This is a genomic window from Candidatus Accumulibacter contiguus (assembly GCF_012940005.1).
Taxonomy (GTDB): domain Bacteria; phylum Pseudomonadota; class Gammaproteobacteria; order Burkholderiales; family Rhodocyclaceae; genus Accumulibacter; species Accumulibacter contiguus.
Genome location: NZ_SPMX01000056.1, coordinates 33,976 through 58,629 on the forward strand (window position 1 = coordinate 33,976; position 24,654 = coordinate 58,629).

22 protein-coding genes, 2 rRNA genes and 2 pseudogenes are annotated in these 24,654 nt (G+C 61.0%); 14 read left to right on the plus strand and 12 right to left on the minus strand.

Features of this window, described 5'->3' with window-relative positions; translation table 11 throughout:
• Window positions 1-25: 25 nt before the first annotated feature.
• Window positions 26-205 carry a hypothetical protein gene (locus E4Q08_RS17300; RefSeq protein WP_169071283.1) on the plus strand — a complete coding sequence of 60 codons (180 nt, stop codon included), beginning with the start codon at window positions 26-28 and terminating at the stop codon, window positions 203-205.
• Between the two features lie 193 nt (window positions 206-398).
• Entirely contained in the window at window positions 399-833 is a 435-nt protein-coding gene (locus E4Q08_RS17305) for an acyl-CoA thioesterase (protein ID WP_034911186.1), read from the plus strand.
• A gap of 18 nt (window positions 834-851) precedes the next feature.
• Here E4Q08_RS17305 and E4Q08_RS17310 read toward each other — a convergent pair whose 3' ends face one another.
• The 5 genes and pseudogenes from E4Q08_RS17310 to E4Q08_RS17330 all read right to left on the minus strand — a co-directional run bounded on the left by E4Q08_RS17310 (window position 852) and on the right by E4Q08_RS17330 (window position 7,883).
• Window positions 852-2,327, minus strand: a complete 1,476-nt coding sequence (locus tag E4Q08_RS17310) for a DUF294 nucleotidyltransferase-like domain-containing protein (RefSeq protein WP_169071284.1) — start codon at window positions 2,325-2,327, stop codon at window positions 852-854.
• Window positions 2,308-4,494 (minus strand): 3'-5' exonuclease, encoded by a 2,187-nt coding sequence (locus E4Q08_RS17315; protein ID WP_211203473.1) that lies wholly within the window; start codon window positions 4,492-4,494, stop codon window positions 2,308-2,310. The genes E4Q08_RS17310 and E4Q08_RS17315 overlap by 20 nt, the downstream gene beginning before the upstream one ends.
• A 12-nt stretch (window positions 4,495-4,506) precedes the next feature.
• A complete protein-coding gene (locus E4Q08_RS17320) occupies window positions 4,507-4,875 on the minus strand; it encodes a response regulator transcription factor (protein WP_169071286.1) in 369 nt (122 codons plus the stop codon).
• 31 nt (window positions 4,876-4,906) lie between these two features.
• Window positions 4,907-7,673: pseudogene (locus E4Q08_RS17325) on the minus strand (ATP-binding protein).
• Window positions 7,674-7,682: 9 nt separating this feature from the next.
• Window positions 7,683-7,883, minus strand: a complete 201-nt coding sequence (locus E4Q08_RS17330) for a hypothetical protein (protein WP_034920411.1) — start codon at window positions 7,881-7,883, stop codon at window positions 7,683-7,685.
• A gap of 236 nt (window positions 7,884-8,119) precedes the next feature.
• Here E4Q08_RS17330 and E4Q08_RS17335 point away from each other — a divergent pair, with 236 nt between their 5' ends.
• Window positions 8,120-10,228, plus strand: coding sequence for an ATP-dependent helicase (locus E4Q08_RS17335; RefSeq protein ID WP_169071297.1), 2,109 nt, complete (start codon window positions 8,120-8,122; stop codon window positions 10,226-10,228).
• Between the two features lie 138 nt (window positions 10,229-10,366).
• On the opposite strand, the gene E4Q08_RS17340 is transcribed toward E4Q08_RS17335, so the two are convergent.
• From E4Q08_RS17340 to E4Q08_RS17355, 4 genes are read right to left on the minus strand one after another with little or no spacing between them, the layout of a single operon-like run.
• A complete protein-coding gene (locus E4Q08_RS17340; RefSeq protein ID WP_034920415.1) occupies window positions 10,367-10,657 on the minus strand; it encodes a DUF167 domain-containing protein in 291 nt (96 codons plus the stop codon).
• A 3-nt stretch (window positions 10,658-10,660) separates the two neighbouring features.
• Window positions 10,661-11,200 carry a YggT family protein gene (locus E4Q08_RS17345; RefSeq protein ID WP_034920418.1) on the minus strand — a complete coding sequence of 180 codons (540 nt, stop codon included), beginning with the start codon at window positions 11,198-11,200 and terminating at the stop codon, window positions 10,661-10,663.
• Complete coding sequence (gene proC, locus E4Q08_RS17350) at window positions 11,200-12,015, minus strand: pyrroline-5-carboxylate reductase (protein ID WP_034920419.1); 816 nt, start codon at window positions 12,013-12,015, stop codon at window positions 11,200-11,202. The genes E4Q08_RS17345 and proC overlap by 1 nt, the downstream gene beginning before the upstream one ends.
• Entirely contained in the window at window positions 12,012-12,701 is a 690-nt protein-coding gene (locus tag E4Q08_RS17355) for a YggS family pyridoxal phosphate-dependent enzyme (RefSeq protein WP_169071287.1), read from the minus strand. Before E4Q08_RS17355 ends, proC begins: the two co-directional genes overlap by 4 nt.
• A gap of 69 nt (window positions 12,702-12,770) precedes the next feature.
• Between E4Q08_RS17355 and E4Q08_RS17360 the strand changes: the two genes are divergently transcribed.
• The 11 genes and pseudogenes from E4Q08_RS17360 to E4Q08_RS17405 all read left to right on the plus strand — a co-directional run bounded on the left by E4Q08_RS17360 (window position 12,771) and on the right by E4Q08_RS17405 (window position 23,385).
• Window positions 12,771-13,817 (plus strand): type IV pilus twitching motility protein PilT, encoded by a 1,047-nt coding sequence (locus E4Q08_RS17360; protein WP_169071288.1) that lies wholly within the window; start codon window positions 12,771-12,773, stop codon window positions 13,815-13,817.
• A 35-nt stretch (window positions 13,818-13,852) separates the two neighbouring features.
• Window positions 13,853-14,989, plus strand: coding sequence for a PilT/PilU family type 4a pilus ATPase (locus E4Q08_RS17365; protein ID WP_169071289.1), 1,137 nt, complete (start codon window positions 13,853-13,855; stop codon window positions 14,987-14,989).
• A 198-nt stretch (window positions 14,990-15,187) separates the two neighbouring features.
• The gene (locus E4Q08_RS26210; protein WP_353739865.1) at window positions 15,188-15,550 is read left to right on the plus strand and encodes a putative transposase; all 363 of its coding nucleotides are present in this window, start codon (window positions 15,188-15,190) and stop codon (window positions 15,548-15,550) included.
• 90 nt (window positions 15,551-15,640) lie between these two features.
• Window positions 15,641-16,812, plus strand: a pseudogene (locus E4Q08_RS17370) (hydrogenase small subunit).
• Window position 16,813: 1 nt separating this feature from the next.
• Window positions 16,814-17,848, plus strand: a complete 1,035-nt coding sequence (gene hybA, locus E4Q08_RS17375) for a hydrogenase 2 operon protein HybA (RefSeq protein WP_169071290.1) — start codon at window positions 16,814-16,816, stop codon at window positions 17,846-17,848.
• On the plus strand, window positions 17,845-19,014 hold the full coding sequence (gene hybB, locus E4Q08_RS17380; RefSeq protein WP_169071291.1) for a Ni/Fe-hydrogenase cytochrome b subunit: 1,170 nt from the start codon (window positions 17,845-17,847) through the stop codon (window positions 19,012-19,014). The genes hybA and hybB overlap by 4 nt, the downstream gene beginning before the upstream one ends.
• A 166-nt stretch (window positions 19,015-19,180) precedes the next feature.
• Entirely contained in the window at window positions 19,181-20,884 is a 1,704-nt protein-coding gene (locus E4Q08_RS17385; protein ID WP_169071292.1) for a nickel-dependent hydrogenase large subunit, read from the plus strand.
• 79 nt (window positions 20,885-20,963) lie between these two features.
• Window positions 20,964-21,455, plus strand: coding sequence for a HyaD/HybD family hydrogenase maturation endopeptidase (locus tag E4Q08_RS17390; protein ID WP_034916029.1), 492 nt, complete (start codon window positions 20,964-20,966; stop codon window positions 21,453-21,455).
• On the plus strand, window positions 21,455-21,766 hold the full coding sequence (locus E4Q08_RS17395; RefSeq protein WP_034916027.1) for a HypC/HybG/HupF family hydrogenase formation chaperone: 312 nt from the start codon (window positions 21,455-21,457) through the stop codon (window positions 21,764-21,766). Before E4Q08_RS17390 ends, E4Q08_RS17395 begins: the two co-directional genes overlap by 1 nt.
• Complete coding sequence (hybE, locus tag E4Q08_RS17400; protein ID WP_169071293.1) at window positions 21,763-22,383, plus strand: [NiFe]-hydrogenase assembly chaperone HybE; 621 nt, start codon at window positions 21,763-21,765, stop codon at window positions 22,381-22,383. Before E4Q08_RS17395 ends, hybE begins: the two co-directional genes overlap by 4 nt.
• 168 nt (window positions 22,384-22,551) lie before the next feature.
• Window positions 22,552-23,385, plus strand: coding sequence for an alpha/beta fold hydrolase (locus E4Q08_RS17405; RefSeq protein ID WP_169071294.1), 834 nt, complete (start codon window positions 22,552-22,554; stop codon window positions 23,383-23,385).
• On the opposite strand, the gene msrA is transcribed toward E4Q08_RS17405, so the two are convergent.
• The 3 genes from msrA to E4Q08_RS17420 form a co-directional block, all read right to left on the minus strand.
• Complete coding sequence (msrA, locus tag E4Q08_RS17410) at window positions 23,369-23,917, minus strand: peptide-methionine (S)-S-oxide reductase MsrA (protein WP_169071295.1); 549 nt, start codon at window positions 23,915-23,917, stop codon at window positions 23,369-23,371. The two genes, E4Q08_RS17405 and msrA, sit on opposite strands and share 17 nt — an antisense overlap.
• A 140-nt stretch (window positions 23,918-24,057) precedes the next feature.
• Window positions 24,058-24,171, minus strand: a 5S ribosomal RNA gene (gene rrf, locus E4Q08_RS17415).
• Window positions 24,172-24,262: 91 nt separating this feature from the next.
• Window positions 24,263-24,654: ribosomal RNA gene (locus E4Q08_RS17420) — 23S ribosomal RNA — on the minus strand; the annotation flags it as partial.

Below are 24,654 nucleotides of genomic sequence, written 5' to 3' on the forward strand. Positions count from 1 at the left end.
CGAGAACAACACAAGGAAGAAAGCAATGAAAACCGACCTCAACCGCGAACAGATGATGATCATCGTTGAGCGCGCACGATACCAGCGCAGCCTCGCCACCGGCGACCTCTATGCCGCTGCAACCCGCAAGACGCTTGTCTGGCTGGCCAGAGGGATCGACAAGTTCCTGCATCTCCTGCTGATGTCGCCGACGGCGCACCACTGAAGCGATCGGACCGTCGTAATTCAAGCGATCCGCGAGGGGGAGGGGAGATTCGTGAGTCGCATACGCGACTTTCACATTAATATGTATCCGCGCTTGCCCTGAAAGCGAGAGTGGCAGCGTCACGCATCGAGGCCAAGCGGGCCACGATGCGTGCAGCGTTCCTCTCTTGCCAACATCCGATACAGGCCAGGCCATGCCCAGAATACAGATCGAGCTACCAGAGAATTTTGCCTTTACGACCGAGATTCCGCTCTATCTCAGTCACATGAACTATGCCGGCCACCTCGACAACGCTGCGCTGCTGTCGGTGGTGTCGGAAGCACGAGCACGCTTTTTCCAGTCGCTTGGCTATAGCGAACTCGATGTCGAAGGGTTGGGCATCGTCATCGCCGACGCTGCGCTGCAGTACAAGTCCGAGGCCTTTCACGGCGAGGTGATGGTCGTTCGCATGACCACCAGCGATTTCGGCAGCAAGGGCTGTGACCTGTTGTGGAGCATGCGGGAAAAGGCCAGTCAGCGCGAGGTCGCACGGGGCAAGACGGGAATCGTTTTCTTCGACTACGCTGCGCGCAAGGTGGCCGCAGTGCCCGACCATTTCCGCCTGCGGGTAACAGCACCATCGCTATAGGGGCGCCGCCCCCTCAACCTACACCCTGCCGTACGCCGAAAGATACTGGCGAGTCAGCCGCTTCTGCAGATGCTGGACCTGCTTGAGCGATTCTTTCAGGATCAGGCGATCGAGTTCGTGCAGTTCATCGGGATTGACGCGGTTGGAGTCCATGGCGACGCCGCTGTTGACCTGATGCTCCAGTCGAAGACGCTGAATGTGATGAAAAGCGTCAATCAGCGCAGCCAGTTCGTCGGCGGCCATGCCCCCCTGTTCGCCGCTGATGCGCAGACGCTCGACCGTATTGGTATCGGGTATCTGCCCGGCCAGCGCATAGATCCGGGCGGCGTCAACGAAGGGCCGCGATCCGTGCTTCTTCAGATCGATGGTGTGCGGAAACTCCTTGTCCTGATCATAGCGAAAACCTTTCCACCAATTGAGTGGTGACTCCCAGTTCATCGTGTTCTCAACCATCGCACGCAGAAAAATGGGATAGGAAGAGGCTCTCGACAGCAGCCAGCTCCGCAAGTCATTGACCAGCGACTCCTGCCCATAGAGGCCGCGCAGGTCGAAAAAGATGCTAGAATTGAGCAGCGCCTCGGGTTGTGGGGAGTTCAGCCAGCCGGAGAAAGCTGTTCGCCACTCGTAGACGGACAGACACCACTGCGGGTTGCCGGCCATGATGTTGCCCTTGCACAAGGGAAATCCACAGGCATCGAGTGCCTCATTGACTGCTCGTGCAAAGGGTAGGAAGGCTTCGCGCAGGCCTGACGCCTCGGCATCGGAATCGGCAGCGAAGATCAGCCCATTGTCCTGATCGGTGGCCAGCGTCTGTTCGAGTCGCCCCTCTGAGCCAAATACCAGCCAGCACCAGGGTACGTAAGGCAGATCGAACTGGCTGGCCACGAGTTCGATCACCTGCAGGGTCAGCAGATCGTTGAGCGCAGAGATGCGATGACAGAGGGCATCGGCACTCACCCGCTCGGCAACGAGGCGGGAAACGAAGGCACGGACATCGCCAGCCAGAACCGCCAGCGTCCGGATATCGCGCGCCGCCAGGATCGATTGCACCAGGTCGGCGTGCTGCGCACCCGGCAATGTATACAGATCGGTCTGCGAGACGAGGTTGAAGTAACTGCCATCGGCTTCGGTGAGCACCAGATGACGCACGCCACGACGCACCATCACCACACTCGCCTGGTGTGCCGTGCCGTCGGCCGGCACGGTGATCAGACCACTGGTCATCACCGTGGCAATCGGCGCCTGCAGGTCGCAAGCCTCGATTCCAATCCGGCGAACCACGTCGGGCAGGGTAACGATTCCCAGCGGCACGCGACTGTCCGCATCGATTACCACCACCGCATCCGCGCGCATCCGGTCGAGCAGCAGCAAGGTCTCGCGGATGCTCGCCCCCGGCGCAATGGTCAGCGGCTGCGCACGCACCAGATGACGCAACGCAACGTACGGCGAGAAGGGTGCAACGCGCCTCGTCTGTTCAGTACTTGAGCCGGGCATGGTACGTTCTCTGACTGGCTTCGCGTGCCTGCCGCAACGTCTTGATGCCCATCTCGGCAAGCAAGGGCAGCATTTTCAGGAAAACTTCGCCGGTCACGATGGCGTCGCCGAGTGCCGTATGGCGTCCGAAGACCGATACTCCGAGGCGTTCGGCGATGGCTTCCAGGCGATGCGTCGTCTGGTTGGGGTGAAGTACGGCCGAGAGCAGCAGGGTGTCGAGCAGCGCCTGCTCGAAACGCAGACCCGTCTGCTTCTCCTTCATTTGCAGGAAGCGCATATCGAAAGCGGCATTGTGGCCCACCAGGACCGTGTCGGCACAGAAAGCATGAAACTTCGGCAATACGGCATCGATGTACGGCTGCCCGACGAGCAGTTCCGGAGTGATGCCGTGGATGGCGACCGACTGTGGCGACAGCGAACGCCTCGGGTCGACCAGTTGGTCGAAACACTCCTGGCGCAGCAGCCGACGATTGACGATACGCGTCGCACCGATCTGAATGATCTCGTCGCCCTCGGAAGGCTGCAGCCCGGTCGTTTCGGTATCGAAGATGGTATAGGACAGTTCCGTGAGCAGCCGATCATCGAGTTCATGGCTGACGGCCGACCAGAGGAAGATATCGAAATCGTAGAATTCCGGACGCTCACCCTCCGGTGCAGCGACGATCGCCCGAGGCAGATCCTTCGGCGCCTCGGCGGCCGGCAGCATGGTACGGAAAAAGGCGCGATGCGAAACCCGTTCGCGCTGAAACCAGATGTCGCCGTTGCAGCGTTCGATCACATCGGTAACGCTGAGCGGCGACGCTTCACCGCCAGTGGTCATCGGATCCTGCAGCCAGCTCATCGCCGTTTCATTGTTCATGAATGTGCCGAGCCAGGATAGATCGAACTGCGCCAACTGTCCGCTGCGCGTCAACGACAGCCGTACCTCGCGCACCTCATACTCGTCCTGCAGGCGCAGGGCCAGGTAGTGCAGGGCTTGCAGCAACCCGAAACTGTCGACACGCAGCCACAGTTCTTCATCGACATTCTCGGTCTTGACGGCCAGCGCGCGCCGTTCGCTCGAACGTCGTTCACCGATACGGCGCGCGGCCACGGCAAGCAGTTCGGCTCCAAGAATTTCCTCGAGCAACCAGCGCTCACGCAAATCATTCGAGAAGGCACTCGCCGTTTTCTCGAACTGCGCTGTCAGTACCCCCGCTTCGTCGCGGATGACACGCAGGAAGCGATCGCGCTGCTGGCTCGGCATGTCGGGAAAGTCGGAGAGCATTTCGCCGGCAGCACGAATGCTGCCCAGAGGCCCGCGCCCGCCCTCGACCAGCGACTGGATCAGCACATCACGTCGCGCATGCCGCTCATTGGTACTGGTGACGTCTTCAAGAACGAGCACGAAACCGGTAATGGAAAGTCCGCCGACGCGGGCGTGGTGCGGGCCATCCTCCCCCAGTACCGGCGACATATGCGCGCGCAACAGGCGCCCGGAACGGGTCGCCGTGACGAACTGCGCCGAACCGACGAGCTTCTTGCTGTCCCCGTCGCTCCCGTCTCGACTCGCTTGCTGCAGACGTTCCAGCGCATGCCCGATGAGCGCGCGGTCAAAGACGGTATAAATCGAACGTCCAAGGCCGAGCAATTCGGCATTGCTGCCGTCGGCAGCGGTCGAGAGTTCCTGTTTGGCCCGCTGGTTATAGAGCAGAACCCGGCCGTCGAGGTTGCAGACCACGACACTCTGACTCAGATCGGCCATCAGTGCAGCCAGACGGCTACGTTCCTCTTCGAGCGAAGCGCGGGCTTCGCGCACGCGTTCAGCGACATCTTTCTCATGAGCTTCGCGCAGCGAGAGCAATTGATTGCCCACCTTGCCGAGAACCTGCAGTTCGCCGGCAGCGTACTCACCCAGCCGCAAACCACTGTGCGCCACCGCCGCAGCCAGTTCTTCGGCCATTCGCAAGGGGGCGCTGACATAGAGCTCGTGCAGCCGGTAGGTCACCCAGAAACTGATGGCACAGGCGACGAGCAACAGCACCAACAGGACGACGATCCTCTCCTCTGCAGTCCGGCCGCTGCCGCTGGCGTCAGCTTCGCTGGCCAGCATCAGAAGCGCTGTCGCGACCACCACGGCAAGCAGAAACAGAGCGATGGCCGCCGCTGCGAGGAGCAGCTTGCGCATGTGCTTCACCGGCTACATCCCGAGCAGTTTCCGCACTTCGGCGAGCAACTCCTTGGTCGAGAAAGGCTTGGTCATATAGCCATCAGCACCGAGCCCGAGACCCTTGCTGACTTCGGTGTCGCGTCCCTTGGCGGTCAGCATCAGGATACGCGTCGCACTCAGGTCCGGGTCGGCACGCAGGGCCTGGCAGACGTCGAAGCCATTCATCCTCGGCATCATCACGTCGAGGAGAACAAGATCCGGTCGCTCGGCACGCACTTTCGCCAAGGCCTCTTCACCATCGCCAGCGATCAGCACCTCGAAACCCTCGCGGCGTAACAGAAACTCGATCGAGATGACGATGTTTTGCTCGTCGTCGGCAATCAGTATTTTTTTGCTCATCAACTCTCCGATCATCAATAGCCACAATCCACTATGCTGCTGCAGCCTGCGCAAGCGCCTGCTCCTGAACGGGAGCGAAAGGCAGGGTAAAGCGGAAGGTCGCCCCATCTCCCGGCACGCTTTCCACCCACAGCCTCCCCCCGAAGTGCTCGACAATGCGCCTGCTGATCGGCAGCCCGAGCCCGGTTCCTGACGGCTTGGCGGTCAACGTGTCGCCCACCTGACGGAACTTTTCGAATATCAGTTGTTGATCTTCCGGACGAATTCCCGGCCCGTTGTCGGCGACACTGACTTCCAGTCCGTCCGCCAGCATGCGCAACATCACCGTAACCCGTCCGCTGCCTGGCGCCAGGAACTTTACCGCATTCGACAACAGATTCAGCATGACCTGGATCAAGCGATCCCGGTCGGCGAGAATCCGTGGCAGATTATCGGGCAGATCGAGTTCGACAAGCGCCCCTTTCTCGCGGAACAACTGACCGGTCGCGGCCACTGACTGTTCGATGACCTCCTTCAGGTCCAGTTCGCAGCCGTTCCAGTCGGCCCGGCCCGACTCGATCTTCGCCAGGTCCAGGGTCTGGTTGATCAGCCGGGTCAGGCGCTCGGCCTCGCTGACGATCAGCCCGAGAAAACGCTCGCGATCGGCCAGGTGCATCTTCGGATCGTCGCGCAGCAACTCCGAAAAGGCACGGATCGAGGTCAGCGGTGTCCGCAGTTCGTGCGTCACCGACGACATGATGTCATCCTTGACACGATCCAGCTCCTGCAGACGTTCATTGGCTTCCTGCAGATCGAGCGTGGCCGCCGTCAGCTCGCGCGACTTGCGCTCGAGTTCGCGGCTGTAGGTCCGCAACTGCGAGGCTTCGTCGAGAATATGCATCACTTCGTCGATGCTCAGCGGCTCCTCCTTGGCCACCGAAGCGACCATCACGCGCGCCGAAGCGCTGCCGATCGCACCGGCGAGCAGCGATTCGGCGAACTGCACGAGTTGCGCGTCCGCCTCTAGCATCACCCCGCTGGCCACGCCGCGGCGACGCGCATAGGCTGTAAAAAGCGATTGCGCCCGCTGTGGGCCGAGAAAGCGGCCGACCAGTTCCTGCAGGTCGCTGACTTTCGCGCGTCCCCGCCACAGCGCTGCGCCCACCGGTCCGGCATCCTTCAGCGCGTCGACGAACACCGTCGCCTGCGTCGCCTCTGCCGCCGTTGGCGGCCGCAGCAGCGAGACGCCAACATAAGCGCCGATATTGGCGAAAAAAACTCCAGAACAGGCAATGAGCAATCTCGTCGAAACCGGTCAGACCGAACAATTGCTGTGGCCGCAGCAACTCGGTCCCGAGCAGGCCCTGCGTCAGGAAGTCATCCGGCAGCCAGCCCGACTTGGCAAACGACGGCAGCAGCAAGGTATAGGCCCAGACCAGAAAACCTGCCGACAGGCCCGCCAGGGCGCCGCCGCGAGTTCCCCCGCGCCAGTACATGCCGCCGATCATCGCCGGTGCAAACTGGGCAACCGCAGAGAAACTGATCAGGCCGATGGCCACCAGCGCGTACGCTTCGCCGGCCAGCCGGAAGTACAGGTAGCCGAGCAGCAGGATGACCACGATGGCGCCGCGCCGGATGCTCAGCAACAGCCGCGAGAGGTCCCCGGATTCTTCGAGTGCAACGCGCTTGTGGCGTATCAGCAGCGGCATCACCAGGTCATTGCAGACCATCGTCGACAGGGCGATGGTTTCGACAATGACCATGCCGGTTGCGGCCGACAGGCCTCCGACGAAAACCAGCAGCGTCAGGCCCTCATGCCGCTGCGACATCGGCAAGGTCAGCACGAAGGTGTCGGCATCGACGCCCTGCCCGGCAAAATGCAGCAGACCGCCGAGGGCGATCGGCAACACAAAAATGTTGATCAGCAGCAGATACAGCGGAAAGAGCCACGCAGCCCGCTTCAGGTGCGCCTCGTTGACATTCTCGACGACCGTGACCTGGAACTGGCGCGGCAGAAAGAGTACCGCCATCGCCGACAACACGATCAGCGAAAACCAGCCGGTGTAGCCCTTGCCCGAGGGAATCGCCGTCGCCAGGCGCTGCAGTTCCGGATTGGCGTCGATGTGCTCGAAAATATCGCCGAAACCGTCGTACATGCCATAGGTGACGTACACGCCGACGGCCAGGAAAGCGACCAGCTTGACGCCGGACTCCAGGGCAATCGCCGCGACCATGCCTTCATGTCGTTCGGTGGCATCGAGATGACGCGTCCCGAAGACAATCGTAAAAGCCGCGAGGATCAGGGCAATATAGAAACTGATGTCGGCCGCCACCGACATCGTCGCGCTGTGGCTCGGCATGACGATTTCCGGGTAGCTGAGCAAGAGACTGACCGAGCTGGAGACCGCCTTGAGCTGCAGGGCGATGTACGGAATGATGCCGAGCACGGCGATGATCGTCACCAGCCCACCCAGGAGATGGCTCTTGCCGTAGCGCGAGGAAATGAAGTCGGCGATCGAAGTGATACGGTTGGCCTTGACGACGCGGATCATCTTGAGCAGCAGGAACCAGCCGAGCGCCATCACCAGCGTCGGCCCCAGGTAGACCGGCAGGAAACCGATTCCCGACACCGCCGCGCGACCGACACTGCCGTAGAAGGTCCAGGTCGTGCAGTAGACGGCCATCGACAGGGCGTAGATGGTCGGGTTGGCAATCAGCGATCTTTTCTGATCAGCGCGCTTGTCGCCCCACCAGGCGACCGCAAACAAGAGCCCGAGGTAAAACAGCGAAACGGCGATGACGACCGGGGCTTCAAGCATCGCTGCTGCCTACTTGAAGCGACGTTCGATGGCCCAGGCCATCACGGCGATGACGACGGCCCAGGCGAAAAAAACATAGGCATACACCAGGGGAATTCCGAAGACCGCGGTGTGCCGGTCGAAAAGCGAAAGCAGCGGATAATTGAACAGCACGCAGCCGACCAGGAAAGCCGCGATCAGTCGGTCACCCGCCAGTACCCTGCGATGCATGTCACCCTCCCGCTCCAAAGTGATCAGCACCAGTCGCCATCAGGCTTTCTGGTCACTGCCGTCGTCGCACGACAGCCGGTCGTCCCCCGCACCGCTGGGAGGCTGGCGACCGCCTTGCCGCAGGCATCGCCGGCATTGTCATCAATCGGCACGAGTGACGCAATGCCTTTCGAGCGGAAACCGTTGATAATCACCGTGACAAGAGAACCCTTACCGTGAATGAATCAGACAAGACCATGAAAATCCTCGAGGACAGCAGCCGTAGCATCGCCGTCGACCCACTCGCGCAGCTCAACGAAGCGCAACGCGCGGCGGCCACTTTCGGCATCCTGCAGGCACCGGGCAGTACCGGCGATGACAGCACGCATCGTCCCTTGCTGGTGATCGCCGGTGCCGGATCGGGAAAAACCAGTACGCTGGCGCACCGCGTCGCGCAACTTGTCGCGCAGGGCGCCGATCCCGAACGTATCCTGCTGCTGACCTTCTCACGACGCGCCGCCAACGAGATGAACCGCCGCGTCGAACGCATTCTGACGCGGCACACCGGCGCTTGCTGGATGGCCGGCATCAGCACGTTGGCCTGGTCCGGCACTTTCCATGGCATCGGTGCGCGCCTGCTGCGCGAGTACGCCGGCCGCATCGGTCTCGACGCGGCGTTCACCATCCATGACCGGCAGGACTCGGCCGACCTGATGAACCTGGTCCGCTACGGCCTCGGCTTCTCGGCGAAGGGCAAACGCTTTCCGCTCAAGGGAAGCTGCCTGGCCATCTACTCGGCAGTGATCAACACGCAGGCGACGCTCGGCGAGGTACTGCAGTCGTCCTTTCCCTGGTGCAGCGAATGGGAGTCCGACCTGCAGCGGCTGTTCCTTGAATACGTCGAGAGCAAACAAGCGCAGCAGGTGCTCGACTACGACGATCTGCTGCTCTACTGGGCGCAGATGGTCGGCGAACCCGAACTCGGCCGGGAAATCGGCGAGCGCTTCCGGCATGTGCTGGTCGACGAGTACCAGGATACCAACCGTCTGCAGGCGGCGATCCTGCTGGCGATGAAACCCGATGGCCGCGGCCTCACCGTGGTCGGTGACGACGCGCAGTCGATCTACGCCTTCCGCGGCGCAAGCGTGCGCAACATCCTCGATTTCCCCGGCCATTTCGATCCCCCGGCAGAGCTGGTGACGCTGCAGCGCAACTACCGCTCGACGCAGCCGATCCTGACCGCAGCGAACCAGGTGATCGCTGCTGCCGCCGAGCGCTTCACCAAGGATCTGTGGAGCGACCGCGCTTCCTCCGAGAAACCGAGGCTGGTGACGGTGCGCGACGACACCGGGCAGGCGATCTACGTCGTCGAACAGACGCTCGCTCGCCGTGAGGCCGGTATCCCGCTGAAGGCGCAGGCGGTGCTGTTCCGGACCGCACAGCACAGCATGCGGCTGGAACTGGAACTGACGCGGCGCAATATCCCTTTCGTCAAATACGGTGGCCTCAAGTTTCTCGAAGCGGCGCATGTCAAGGATCTGCTGGCGATCCTGCGCTGGGTGCAGAATCCGCGCGACCGCATGGCCGGTTTTCGGGCCATGCAACTGGTCGCAGGCATTGGCCCGAAAACCGCCGGCAGGGTACTGACCCGGGTCGGCACGGCCCACTCGACGGGCGCGCTGCTCGGGGAGGCAGCGGTGCCGGAAGCGGCAAGAGTCGCCTGGATCGAGTTTGCCAGGCTGATCGAAGCCAGCGCAAGCACCCCCTGGCCAGCCGCTTTCGACCGCATCTGCGGCTGGTACCAGGCGCAAATCGACCGCCTGCATGCAGACGCGCCGATCCGGCAAGCCGACATCGAACAGCTCGCGCGCATCGCCGTCACCTACGCCAATGCCGAACGCTTCCTCACCGAACTCACGCTCGACCCGCCCGATGCCAGCAGCGACCAGGCGGGAACACCGCTACTCGACGAGGACTACCTGATCCTGTCGACGATCCACTCGGCCAAGGGACAGGAATGGACCGCCGTTACCATTCTCAATGCCGTCGACGGCTGCATCCCCTCCGACCTGGCCAGCGGTTCCACGGGCGAAATCGAGGAGGAACGGCGCCTGCTGTATGTCGCCATGACGCGTGCCAAAGAGCACCTCGACCTCCTGCTGCCGCAGCGCTTCTACGTTTCCCATCAGCCGGGATTCGGCGACCGCCACGTCTACGCCAATCGTACGCGTTTCATCGCCAATGCCCTGCTGCCGCACTTCGAACAGATCTCCTGGCCGCCGCCGCCCGAAGCGCCGCCCGCCAATGCGAACGCCAGGCAGCAGACGCTCGACCTCGCGACGCGCATGCGGGCGATGTGGAAGTGAGGCGGGACTTCCCGCTGCCCGGACAATTGCTCGGAGTCGAGTTGATGCGATCAATTCATGCCGAATGATTGGTGCGTAAGTAGATGGAATTTCCTGGTTGAGGATGCACAAATGTTGATCCGTCAGGCAGACGCCTGCTCACTGCCCAAGCAGGCGCCGTACCGCGTCGGCATGCGTACCAGGCAGCAACAGTACCTTGTGCCGCGAGGTCTGGCCACTTTTCAGTTCGACCGCCGACTTTGCCAGGCCCAGCCGTTGCGCGACAAACGCCAGCAGCGCGGCGTTTGCCCGGCCATCGATCGGTGGCGCGGCAAGGCGAATCTTCAGCGCGTCGCCGTGCAGGCCGGCCACTTCGCTGCGTTTCGCGCCGGGCTGGACATGGACGGTCAGAGTGAGCACGCCGTCGGCTTCGCGCAGCCAGTCGAGCACGGTTTACAGAAAAATCAGCAGCAACTGCGCGAGGACGATGGCCACCAGCGGCGACAGGTCGATGGCGCCGATGGGCGGCACGAAACGCTGGATCGGACGCAGGATGGGCCGCGTCAGTTGCGATACCGGCTGGCTCAGGGGCGAGTACGGGCTAACCCATGACAGGACGGCCTGCACCAGCAGCGCGCCAATCAGCAGGTAGATACTGAAACGCAAGGTGGCCAGCAGACCTCGCCAGAGCAGCAGCGGCAGCAAGGTTTCCGGTGCCCAGAGATCGCTGCCGACATGCAGCAGAATCACCGCGCCGGCAAAAATCACCTGCAACAGATAGGCCGGCAGGAGACTCGCCAGATCCAGGCCGTACCAGCCCGGCAGAAGCTTGCGCAAGGGCCTGACCAGCCAGTTGGTCAACTCGACGACGAAAGTGCCGATCTGATTGCTGAAGGAAACGCGGCAAGCCTGCATGTAGAAACGCAGCAGCAGCGCGAAGGTCAGGAAACCGGTCAGCGTTTCGAGCAGGAACAAGCCGGCCTGTGCGATCATCAATTATCCTTGCCCAGCAGTTCGCCCAACTCACGACCGCGGAGGTTGGCGGCCAGCACCCCGGCGACAAAGCCTTCCTTGACACCACGTTCTGCCATGGTACGCAATGCCGCCTCGGTGGTCCCACCTTTCGAAGTCACGCGCTCGCGCAGCACACAGGCCGTTTCATCGGATTGTGCGGCAAGCTTGGCGGCGCCGAGCACGGTATCGATCGAGAGCTGGCGTGCCTGTGCCGGCGTCAGACCCAGCTCGCTTGCCGCTTGCTGCAGGGCTTCGATGAACAGGAAGACATAAGCCGGACCACTGCCGGAAATGGCGGTGACCGCGTCCATGTGGTTTTCGTCGGCGATCCACAAGGTGCTGCCGACCGCCTGCAGGATGCGCTCGGCTCCGAGTCGCTCGGCCATCGACACCGCCTGCATCGCACATAATCCGGTAATGCCGGCGCCAACCAGCGCCGGAGTGTTGGGCATCGCGCGCACGATCTTGCCGTAGCCACCCAGCCAGCGCGAAACATCGGCCAGGCGCAGACCGGCGGCAATACTGATCACCAGTTGCTGCTTGAGGTGTTTCAGTAGCGGCATACAGGCTTCGCGCATCTGCTGCGGTTTCACCGACAACAGCACGGCGTCGCAATCCAGAGCAATGGCGCTCACCGCTTCATAACAACGCACCCCGTAGGCCAGCCGCAGTTTGGCGCGCCCCTGCGCACCCAGTTCGATGACGGCGATGTCGCTTGCCGAAAAGCCGGTCTTCACCAGCCCACCGATCATCGCGTTGGCCATATTGCCACCGCCCAGGAAAGTGATTCTCATGCTCTGTTTCTCTCACCAAAAATTGCGGTGCCAATACGCACCAGCGTCGACCCTTCGGCAATGGCTGCTTCCAGGTCATGCGACATGCCCATCGAAAGGGTGTCAAGCAACAGGCCATTGGCCTGCAGTCGTTCAGAAAGTTCCCGCAGAAGACGGAATGGACGGCACTGCTCGACGAAGTCATCACTCGGTGCCGGGATGGCCATTAGACCACGCAGCCGCAGCTTCGGCAGCGCCGTCAGCGCCTGCGCCAGTGCCGGCGCTGCGGCAAGCGAGACCCCGCCCTTCGATGCCTCGCCACTGACATTGACCTGCAGACACACCGACAGGGGTGGCAGCGACGCCGGACGCTGCTCGGAGAGGCGTTGCGCAATCTCCAGACGGTCCACCGAATGTACCCAGTCAAAGGCCTCGGCAACCGCACGCGTCTTGTTGGTCTGCAGCACGCCAATGAAATGCCATTCAAGTTGCAGCGCGCGCAGTTCGGTGATCTTCTCGATGCCTTCTCGCACATAGCTTTCGCCAAAAGCCCGCTGGCCGGCGGCTGCCAGCTCGCGTACCTGCATGGCGGGCCAGGTCTTGCTGACTGCGAGCAGCTGGATCGTATCGACAGCACGACCGCACTGCCCCGCGGCGCGGGCGATTCGCGCGCGAACGGCTTGCAGCTTGGCGGAAAGTATGGTCATAATCAGGCGTTACGCAGATTGTTGGAATTATAACACTGCGCTCCGCCCACCGCCCCAGGACCGAAGCTCATGGACATCACCGAACTGCTGGCCTTCAGTGTCAAGAACAAGGCTTCCGATCTCCACCTGTCGGCCGGCCTGCCGCCGATCATCCGGGTGAACGGCGATGTGCGGCGAATCAACCTGCCCGCCATGGAGCACAAGGACGTGCATGCCATGGTGTATGACATCATGAGCGACCTCCAGCGCAAGCAGTACGAAGACACAAGGGAATGCGACTTCTCGTTCGAGATCCCCAATCTGGCGCGTTTTCGCGTCAACGCCTTCATCCAGAATCGCGGTGCCGGCGCGGTCTTCCGGACCATTCCGTCGAAGGTGCTGACGCTGGAAGACCTCAACTGTCCGAAGATCTTCAAGGACATCTCGGATTATCCCCGCGGCATCGTCCTGGTCACCGGACCGACCGGTTCAGGCAAGTCGACCACCCTGGCGGCGATGATCAATCACATCAATGAAACAGCGTATAGCCACATTCTCACCGTCGAAGATCCGATCGAGTTTGTTCACCAGCCGAAAAAATGCCTGATCAACCAGCGCGAAATCGGTCCGCACACCCTCTCCTTCCAGAATGCCCTGCGCTCTGCTCTGCGGGAAGACCCGGACGTGATTCTGGTAGGTGAGATGCGCGACCTCGAAACCATCCGCCTGGCGCTCACCGGCGCGGAAACCGGCCACCTGGTATTTGCCACCCTGCATACCTCGAGCGCCGCCAAGACCATCGACCGGATCATCGACGTCTTCCCGGCTGCCGAAAAGGAAATGGTCCGATCGATGCTATCCGAATCGCTGCGCGCGGTGATTTCACAATCCCTGCTCAAGACCAAGGATGGCCAGGGGCGGGTCGCGGCACACGAGATCCTGATCGGTACGCCGGCGATTCGCAACCTGATCCGCGAAAACAAGGTCGCGCAGATGTATTCCGCCCTGCAGACCGGACAGCAGTATGGCATGCAGACGCTTGACCAATGTCTGACCGAACTCGTCAAACGGAATATCGTTTCGTCCATCGAGGCGCGCAACAAGGCTGCCAACAAAGACAACTTCATGGGCATGTAGGCTGGCCTTGCAAGCGGAATAAGAAGAGAGAAAGTATGGAAAACGACCAGGCATTAAGATTCATGCACGAGCTGTTGCGCCTGATGGCCCAGAAGAATGGCTCCGACCTCTTCATCACTGCCAATTTTCCGCCGGCGATCAAGATCGACGGCAAGGTGGTGCCGGTGTCCAACCAGCCGCTGCTGCCCCAGCACTCTGCAGAACTCGCGCGCTCGATCATGAACGACCGGCAGGCTTCTGAATTCGAGGCGACCAAGGAATGCAACTTCGCCATCTCGCCTGCCGGAATCGGCCGCTTTCGCGTCAATGCCCTGGTACAACAGGGGCGTGTCGCGGTGGTCTGCCGCACCATCAACCTGTTGGTGCCGACCCTCGACGAACTCGGCCTGCCGCCGGTACTGAAGGATATCGCGATGACCTTGCGCGGCCTGGTCATTTTCGTCGGTGGCACCGGCACCGGCAAGACCACCTCACTGGCAGCGCTCGTCGATCACCGCAACCGCAATAGCCAGGGTCACATCATCACCATCGAAGACCCGATCGAATTCGTCCACGAGCACAAGAAGTGCATCGTCACTCAACGCGAGATCGGCGTCGATACGGATAGTTGGGAAGTAGCGCTCAAGAACACCCTGCGGCAGGCGCCCAATGTGATCATGATGGGAGAAATCCGCGATCGCGCGACCATGGACTATGCCATCGCCTTTGCCGAAACCGGACATCTTTGCCTCGCCACACTGCATGCCAACAGTACCAACCAGGCCATCGACCGGATCATCAATTTCTTCCCCGAGGAACGCCGCCACCAACTGCTGATGGATCTTTCGCTCAACCTGCGCGGCCTCATCTCGCAGCGTCTGCTGGCCAAGAAGGACGGCAAGGGACGCGCCCCGGCGATCGAGATCATGCTCAACTCGCCACTGATTTCCGACCTCATCTTCAAGGGCCAGGTACACGAAATCAAGGAGGCGATGAAGCGATCGCGCGAACTCGGCATGCAGACCTTCGACCAGGCCCTGTTCGACCTCTACGAAGCAGGACAGATCAGCTACGCCGACGCTTTGCGCAACGCCGACTCACTCAACGACCTGCGCCTGCAGATCAAGCTGCATGGCAAGGAGTCGAAAGACCGGGATCTGACGGCAGGCATCGGGCACCTCGATATCGTCTAGGATTGCGAAGATACCGATAGAGGCGGATAGGTAGGGCTTTTTTGGCCGGCGACCCGCCGATCTTGCGGGAGAATCCGATGCCCCAACTGCTGTTGCCGATCTTTCCTGATGCCGTGACGCCGATCAAGGACCTGCTGTCTGTCGGGAAGCAGGACGGTCAAGAAGAGCGAGCGGAGCGCGCTCGACAGCGCTGCCCCAATGGGGGTCGGGGCGAGCAACGTGGACGCCCGGGTGGCAGCAAGCGTGGGTGGGCTGAATGCGGTGCTCCCCCAGTTCCAGGCGGCCGTTGCCGTACCGCGTGGCGGAGTGCTGTTCGCGCTGCCTGCCTTGTTGGCGGTCGGACTGCTTGAAGGGTCCGAGGGGCTTCCCCTGCCACCGGGTTACCATTGCTCGACACGCTCAAGATCTGTGGGTACCGAGGTGCGTCGGCCACCGTCGATGGTGCTGGTAAGAAAGTTTCCACTTCGCACAGCAAGCGCAAAGAAGAAATCGATTTCGGTACCCTTTGAAAACCGTACATCGATGTTCTTTATCATTATTCTTCCCTGGCACGTTTCTTGATTGCATTCTCTGCTGTGAGCGCACAGGTGTTAGGTGTGTCGATATCAACCTCCCGACCAGCGGTCGGACGACGAGATAGGGGGCAGTAAGATGGCAAATACCAGTCTGCTGAAGCTGGAAGGGGATTCGCGTATCGCCGCGGTGAGCCAACGACTCAACCTGCCGCGGCGGGAGTTTCTGCAGTTCTGCGCCACCGTCGCCGCCAGCCTGGGCTTGCCGCAAGGTGCTGACGCGGCCGTTGCCGAAGCGCTGGCCACCCGGAAGCGGCCTTCAGTGATCTGGCTGCACTTCCAGGAATGCACCGGCTGCACCGAGTCCATGCTGCGCGCCGAGCATCCGACACTGGAAAAGCTGATTCTCGATGTGATCTCGCTCGACTACCACGAAACGCTGTTCGCCGCTGCCGGCCACCAGGCGGAGCAGGCGCGCAAGACGGCCATGGCCGAGAACAAGGGAAGCTACCTGCTGGTCATTGAAGGCGCCATCCCGACGCGCGACGGAGGCATCTACTGCAAGGTCGGCGGCCAGACGGCGATCGAGCTGACCAGGGAATGTGCCGCCGACGCGGCAGCGGTGATCGCCATTGGCTCTTGCGCGAGCTGGGGTGGCATGCCATCAACCGACCCCAACCCAACCGGTTCTTCAGGGGTCGCGGCAGTACTCGGCAAACCGGTGGTGACGATTCCCGGTTGCCACCCAATCCCTACAACTTCCTGTCCGCAGTAGTGCACTTTCTGACTTTTGGCAGCCTACCGCCGGTCGATGAACTCGGTCGACCAAGGTTTGCCTACTCACGCCTGATCCATGAAAACTGCGAGCGCCGCGCCCACTTCGACGCCGGGCGCTTTGTCATCGAATTCGGCGATGAAGGCCATCGCAAGGGTTACTGCCTGTACAAGGTCGGCTGCAAGGGCCCGGAGACCTACGCAAACTGCCCGAGCATCCTGTTCGGAGACGCTGGCGCCGGCACCTGGCCAGTTGGCTGCGGTTGTCCGTGCATTGGCTGCACCGAGCAGGGTGTCGGTTTCACGAAACCGCTGCATATGCTGGCGAAGGTCAAAAACGTCGAGCCACCGCAGCAATACCCGCGTATCGTAGAGGAAAAAGGGATCGGTGCGACACTTGGCTCGGCAGCCGTACTCGCTGCCGTAGCCGGTGCAGCAGCCGGTGGCGCGGCGATGGTCGCACGTAATCTGGGCCTGTCACACCAGGCCGAGGAAACCAAGAAAGCCAGGGCCGCAGCAGAAAAAACGGAGGTGTGAGATGCATACAGAGGTCACGACCACTCCAGCAGACGAGAACTCCCGTCGCAAGTTCCTGAAAGGCTGCGTCAACGCCGCCGGCGCAGCGGTCACTGCCGGTACCGTCAGCTCCACCGTCGAGGCGCGTGACACCTACCAGCGTCCACCCGAGGCGCTCGGTCTGCTGTACGACGCGACCCTGTGCATCGGTTGCAAGGCCTGCGTCGCTGCCTGCAAGCGGGCCAACGACAATCCGGCTGAGTTTTCGACGGCCGACAAGCTGTGGGATACCCCGCTCGACACCAGCGGCTACACCTTCAACATCATCAAGATGTACCGTAGCGGGACGATGAGCACCAAAGACGATGAAAGCAACGGCTACGCATTCATGAAGACCTCGTGTATGCACTGCGCCGACCCGTCGTGTGTCTCGGCCTGCCCGGTGACGGCGATGACCAAGGATCCCAGAACCGGCATCGTCGCCTACGATCCCGAGGCCTGTGTTGGCTGCCGCTACTGCGTCGTTGCCTGTCCATTCGGGATTCCCAAGTACCAGTATGACTCGCCGACCGGCAAGATCGGCAAGTGCGAGCTCTGCCGGCATCGCTACCAGGAGGGTCACTACTCGGCTTGCGCCGAGGTCTGCCCAACCGGCGCGACGCTCTACGGTCGTACCAGTGACCTGCTGATCGAAGCCAGGCGACGCCTGGCGCTCAAACCGGGCAGCACGACCATCTATCCGCGCGGCAATCTGAGCGGCGGTCAGGATCAGAGCTACGAAGGCTACGTCGGCAAGTACCAGCAGCATATCTACGGCGAGACCGAGTACGGTGGCACACAGGTGCTCAAGCTCTCGGCGGTCGACTTCGAGAAGGTCGGGATGCCCTACCTGGCACCCAAATCGTCGGCATCCACTTCCGAAACGATTCAGCACACGCTCTACGGCGGACTGCTGATGCCCTTCGCCGTCCTCGGGGCAATGACCTACGTCGCCAGGCGCAATGTTCATCATGAGGACGATGCGTCGGCGCAGGAAGCAGGTAAGGAGTCATCATGAACGCTCAGCCACATGCTGCACCGGCGCCGGTTGGCGGCAGCCTGTTCAATGCCACGACACTGGTCTGTGGCGTGCTGATTGCCGTGATGGTGACGATTATCCTGGTGCGTCTTTTTTTCGGGCTCGCTTCGACCACCAACGTCAACGATGGCTACTCCTGGGGTATCTGGGTGGTGGTCGACGTCTTCATTGGTTCGGCCCTCGCCTGCGGAGGCTTCTGCATGGCGCTGCTGGTCTACATCTTCAACAAGGGCAAGTACCACCCGCTGGTGCGGCCGGCTCTGCTTGGCAGCCTCTTCGGTTACACCCTGGCCGGTGCTGCCATCACCTTCGATCTGGGTCGCTGGTGGAATTTCTGGCATATTTTCTGGCCGGGCTACTTCAACGTCAATTCGGTGATGTTCGAAGTCGCAGCCTGCATCACCCTTTACATCATTGTCATGTGGATCGAGTTCTCGCCGGTTTTCCTCGAGAAAATGGGCCTGCGTGACGCCCGCAGAAAACTTGAAAAGGTGTTGTTCCTGTTCATCGCGCTCGGCGTCGTCCTGCCGATGATGCACCAGGCTTCACTGGGAACGATGCTGGTGGTGATGGGTGGCCAGGTCCATCCACTCTGGCAAACCCCGATGCAGCCCCTGATTTATCTGCTTTCGGCAATCACGCTGGGCTACGGGGTGATCCTCTTCGAGTCCTGCGTTGCCGCGTCTGCTTACCGGCGGCAAATCGAGGTGTCGATGCTCAATCCGATGGCCAGAGTGATGCTCGGCATCATCGCAGTCTTTCTGTTGGTACGGTTCACCGATATCGCCGTGCGTGGCGTCCTTGGCGAGGCATTCCAGCCCACCTACATCGCACTGACTTTCTGGATTGAAAACGCCTGTTTGATTGCACCGTTACTTCTGATCGGCACGGTCGCAGCGCGCCGCAATCCGGCCAGGCTGTTCCTGGCGGGCATCGCGGTGATGCTCGGTGGCATCCTGTTGCGTCTGAACGGTTTCCTGATCGCTTTCGACACCGGTCCGGGCTGGAGCTACTTCCCGTCGGTGCCGGAACTACTGGTGACCATCGGCATCTTCGCCGCCGAAATTCTCGGCTACATCATCATTACCCGTCGCTTCCCGGTTTTACCTCGTGAAGAAACGTATGCTCTGCCTGCGCGCAGCTAACGGTCATGGCTGTTGCAGGCACCCTCGATCATGAAAGCCATGACCGTTTCCCTCTCCCCCCGACCCCTCCCCCGCGAGGGGGGAGGGGAGCCTTTCGGCAAGGCTCAGGGCAGGATTCATGAGTCGCTGACGCGACGTTCACATTAACGCTTCAGGAGACACGAAAATGTCGCAAAGAGTCACGATTGATCCGGTCACGCGAATCGAAGGTCACTTGCGTGTTGATGTCGAGGTCGACGGCGGCAAGGTCAAGAAAGCGTGGGCCTCGGGCCAGATGTGGCGCGGTGTCGAGAATATTCTGATTGGTCGCGATCCGCGCGATGCCTGGGCGATCACACAGCGCATCTGTGGCGTATGCACAACAGTGCATGCGATTGCCTCGGTGCGCGCGGTCGAGAATGCCTTGCAACTGGAACTGCCGGTCAACGCCCAGTACATAAGGAACATGATCATTCTGGCGCATGCTGTACACGACCATATTGTGCACTTCTACCACCTTTCGGCGCTCGACTGGGTCGATGTGACCAGCGCCCTCAAGGCCGACCCGGGCAAGGCAGCCAGCCTCGCCGAAAGCCTGTCGAACTGGTCCGGCAACAGCAAGGCCGAATACACCAAGGTCAAGGAACGCCTGGGCGGATTTGTCGGCACTGGACAACTCGGCATCTTCACCAACGGCTATTGGGGTCACCCGGCGATGAAACTGCCGCCGGAGGTGAATCTGATCGCAGTGGCGCACTATCTGCAAGCGCTGGAAGTGCAGCGGCATGCCAACAAGGTGGTCAGCATTCTCGGCGGCAAGACACCACATATCCAGAACGTCGCAGTCGGTGGCGTCGCCAACGCTTTGGCCATCGACTCGCAATCGGTACTGACCGTCGAACGCCTACTGGCGGTGAAGGAATGGATCGATCAACTCAGCGACTTCGTGAAAAACGTCTACCTGATCGATGTCGCTGTGGTAGGTGGCTTCTATCCCGAGTGGACGACCATCGGGCGTGGCATCGTCGACTACATCTCGATGCCGGACATTCCTCTCGATGGCAAGAACACCCAGTTTGCCCTCCCTGGCGGTCACATCGCCGGAGGCGACCTGGCCAGCTTCAAGGAAATCAAGACGCATAACGACCCCTACTTCAAGGATGGCGTCAGCGAATCGGTCAAACATTCCTGGTACGAGGGCGGCAAGGGTCCATTGCACCCCTACCAGGGAGAAACGCGACCGCAATACACCGATTTCCAGGATAATGGCAAGTACTCGTGGCTGAAATCACCGACGTTTTATGAGAAGCCGATGCAGGTCGGTCCGCTGCCGCGCGTTCTGGGTATGGTCGCAGCCGGGCATCAGCCGACCATTGGCTATGCCACGCACACGCTTGAACTGGTGTCCAGCGTGGCCAAGACCAAGGTCGGCATCGATGCGCTGCACTCGACAATCGGCCGTCACGCGGCGCGCGCCGTAGGCTGTGCGGTACAGGTTGATGAACTGGCTCGCCAATGGGATCTGCTGCTGGCCAGCATGGCCAAGGGAGACCTGAAGACCTTCAACAAGCCGGCATTTCCGAAAGGCGAGATCTCCGGCGTCGGCATCCATGAAGCACCGCGCGGTGTTCTTTCGCACTGGATCGTGATCAACGATGGGAAGATCAGGAACTACCAGTGCGTCGTTCCCACCACATGGAATGCAGCGCCGCGCAACGAGAAGGACGAACCTGGCGCCTACGAGGCCTGCCTGGCGGGAACGCCAGTCGCGATTCCCGATCAACCGCTCGAAGTGCTGCGCACGGTGCACTCCTTTGACCCTTGCCTGGCCTGTGCGGTGCATGTCGTCGATCAGGAAAAGCAACCGGTGGTCAAGGTCAAGGCAGCATGATCGGGCACGCGGCTGCATTCACAGAGGCACCGGGATGCCATCCCGATCCCTCGCAACTCGCCCTGCACCCGCACTAGCGATGCGCATTGTCGTCCTGGGTGTTGGCAACATCCTGCTAAGCGATGAAGGGCTTGGCGTGCGTATCGTCGAGCGCCTGCCGCTGAGTTATTCCTTGCCACCGGAAGTCGAGCTGATCGACGGTGGCACCTGCGGCATGGAAATGCTCGAGAATCTCGAGGGCCTCGACGCGCTGATCATGATTGACGCGATACGCGCCGGCAAGCCCCCGGGTACGCCGATCCGGCTGGCGGATACAGCCGTACCGGTATTCTTCAAGACCAAGCTGTCGCCGCACCAGATCGGTCTATGCGACGTTCTGGCCACCCTCGCGATGCTGGGCAGGGCTCCGCGACACACCACTATCCTTGGCCTGCAGCCGCAGTCTCTGGCGCTGGGCATGGAGCTGAGCAGTGCAGTCGAAGCCGGCATGCCGAAACTGCTGCACATGCTGGTCGAGGAACTGGCGATGCTGGGAATCAGCGCGTCGCCGCTCGCTGGCGAACCTGCCTGATGTGCCTGTCGATCCCCATGCAAATCGTTGCGCTGGAAAACGAAAGCGGTGAGTTCGCGATCGTCGAGCGGCGAGAAGGAGAGTCGCTGCGGCGGGAACGGGTAAACCTGATGCTGATCGGCCGGCAACCGCCGGGGACATGGATTCTGGCTTCCCTCGGCTTGGCCAGGGAAGTTCTTGATGATCGGGAGCGGGCTCTGATCGAAGATGCGCTTGCCGCACTCGCCGCCTCTCTGGCGGGTCGCTATGATTCGTCGCAGCATTTTACCGACCTGCGCGATACGCTCAACGACCTGAACGACCGGCAATGAGCCCGCGTTCTCGCAATGCGGCCTTTCAGGCACCGCAACCTCCCCCGGCTGAACCCATCATCGAGAACCCGGCAGCGCGACTGGAGGCGATGTATCTGCACATCTGGACGACCAGTATGCACAATCTGCCTTTCGTCAATGCCGCCTTGTCGGTTGAAGCGGTTGGCTTCCGCCGCTGGAATTCCACCCACTGGTCTGCCGTCGGCCCGTCGCTGCCTGCACCGGGAGCCGGCGATGCAGAGCACGAGTCGGGTGACTGGGTGGGAGCAGTCATCACGCCCTGGTTCATCAATCTCTTTATCCTGCCCGGTGGCGGAAACCTGTGGTCTGACCGACGTTCCGGCGAGCGCTGCCAGATCACTTTTCCGATTGGCCCGTTAGAGTTCATTGCCGATTACAACCCATCCGCAGTGATCCCCTCGTACCAGTATTGCCCCTTGTTCGCGCCTCCCAGCCAGATCGCCTCGCAGACCGCTGCACGCGCTGCCGCCACCGCTGCACTCGATGCGATGTTCAGCAGGATCTGCGAAGAGGATCCTGGTTCCAAGCCTGGCAACACTACAGCCGCACCGGATCCCCTTCGACGCGCATTTTTTCGGCGCATCGCCCGACGCTGAATGCAGACCTCGCAGTGCCTTTGGCGAAGGTGACGACTCAGCCAGTGATGCCAGATCCTGCCGCGTAAGGCATCCCGGTCAGGAAGCGTTCCCTCTCGATGGGGTGTATGCTTGCCATTGTCTGGTGTATGTGACACTCTCCGTTTATTCCCTTGCGTGTTCGATTCGATGATGCATTTCCTGGCCGACGATGGCGAAGTGATCCACCTGCAGGTTTCCGGCAACGGCTCGCCGATCATCATGTTGCACGGCTGGACAGCCAGCCACCGTGAATGGTCACCGTTTCTTGACCAACTGACACCGCATCATCGTGTCTTCCGATGGGACGCCCGCGGCCACGGTGGACATCGGCTGACGCGAGATACCGTGCCAACGGTTCAGCGTATGGCGCAAGACCTGCATAACCTGATCGACCACTATCATCTGGACAATTTGGTGGCAGTCGGCCACTCCCTGGGCGCCTTGACCCTGTGGCAGTACATCAAGGAACATGGCTGCGGAAAGCTGCGCAAGGTCTGCTTTCTGGACCAGTCACCAAAACTTCTCACCGATTCCGAATGGTTGAATGGGATCTACGGCGATTTCGATCACGACCGTTCCGCAGCTTTTCTGAACCATCTCCAGACCGACTTTGCGGAATCCGTTCTCCGGCTGGGTGCGATGGGCCTCAACACACGCGCCAGGGAAAAGTATCATCAGGGCTCCAGGGGCCTCGACAAGGCGCGGCAATGGCTGAAGGACCAGGATCCAGCACCGCTGATTGCCTGCTGGGAAAGCCTGACCGAAGCCGACTATCGGGCGACTCTCGATAAAATCGATATTCCTGCCCTGCTGGTCTATGGCGGTGCCAGTAATTACTATCGCAGCGAGACCGCGCACTACGTCCAGAACAGAATCGCCAACGCCGTACTACATGTTTACGAAGGTACCGATCACTCGCCACACCAGTGGGAACGCGAGCGCTTCGTTCGCGATTTGCTTGACTTCATTGATTCACCTTGAGGCGACCGGCAAACCGTTTGCGAAACTTCGCCAGCTTCGGACTGACAACGACCTGACAGTAACCCTGATCGGGGTTTCTGCGAAAATATTGCTGATGGTCCGGTTCGGCTGGGAAAAACCGTGGCGCGGCGAGCAATTCGGTAACGATCGGTGTTGCCCACAACCCCGCTTCGTTGAGTTCCGAAATCAGCGACGCTGCAATCTGCTGCTGCTCGGGCGTGTGATAGAAGATCACCGACCGATACTGCGTTCCGATATCGTTGCCTTGACGGTCGCGCGTCGTCGGATCATGAATCGCAAAGAAGACCTCCAGGATTTCACGATAGGAACATTGCCTTGCATCGAAGGCCAGTTGCACAACCTCCGCATGCCCCGTCCGGCCTGTGCAGACGGCAGCATAGCTGGGGTAGTCAAGGTATCCGCCGCAATAACCGGAGACTACTGACTGAACACCCCGCATCTGCTCGAAGACCGCTTCCAGACACCAGAAGCAGCCACCGCCAAGTGTTGCCATTTCGCTGTTCGATTCCATCTCGCCACCATTCGCCATCAGAAAGGTGACCGTAGCACGAACGAGTGTAGCGCATCAAGCGAAGGATTCAGTCTATCTGACCCGGGAAAGCCGAAAGCCCTCGCCGCTAAGGAGCGGGAGGGCTTTGGGGGGGAAGGGGAGCCTGGCGGTGACCTACTTTCACACATGAAGTATGCACTATCATCGGCGTACCTTCGTTTCACGGTCCTGTTCGGGATGGGAAGGGGTGGGTCCAAAGGGCTATGGCCGCCAAGCATGAGGGGTACGCACGCCGGGGTGAGCGGGTGCGGAGGAAGAAGGGGTGGTGATTGGGGGGGACGAATGGGAGTTGCTGCTCAAGGTTATAGGATCAAGCCTCACGGGCAATTAGTACTGGTTAGCTGAACGCATTGCTGCGCTTCCACACCCAGCCTATCAACGTGGTGGTCTACCACGACCCTTCAGGGGGATCAAGTCCCCGGGGAAATCTCATCTTAAGGCGAGTTTCACGCTTAGATGCTTTCAGCGTTTATCTCTTCCGAACATAGCTACCCGGCGATACGACTGGCGTCATAACCGGTACACCAGAGGTTCGTCCACTCCGGTCCTCTCGTACTAGGAGCAGCCCCCTTCAAATTTCCAGCGCCCACGGCAGATAGGGACCAAACTGTCTCACGACGTTTTAAACCCAGCTCACGTACCACTTTAAATGGCGAACAGCCATACCCTTGGGACCGACTACAGCCCCAGGATGTGAT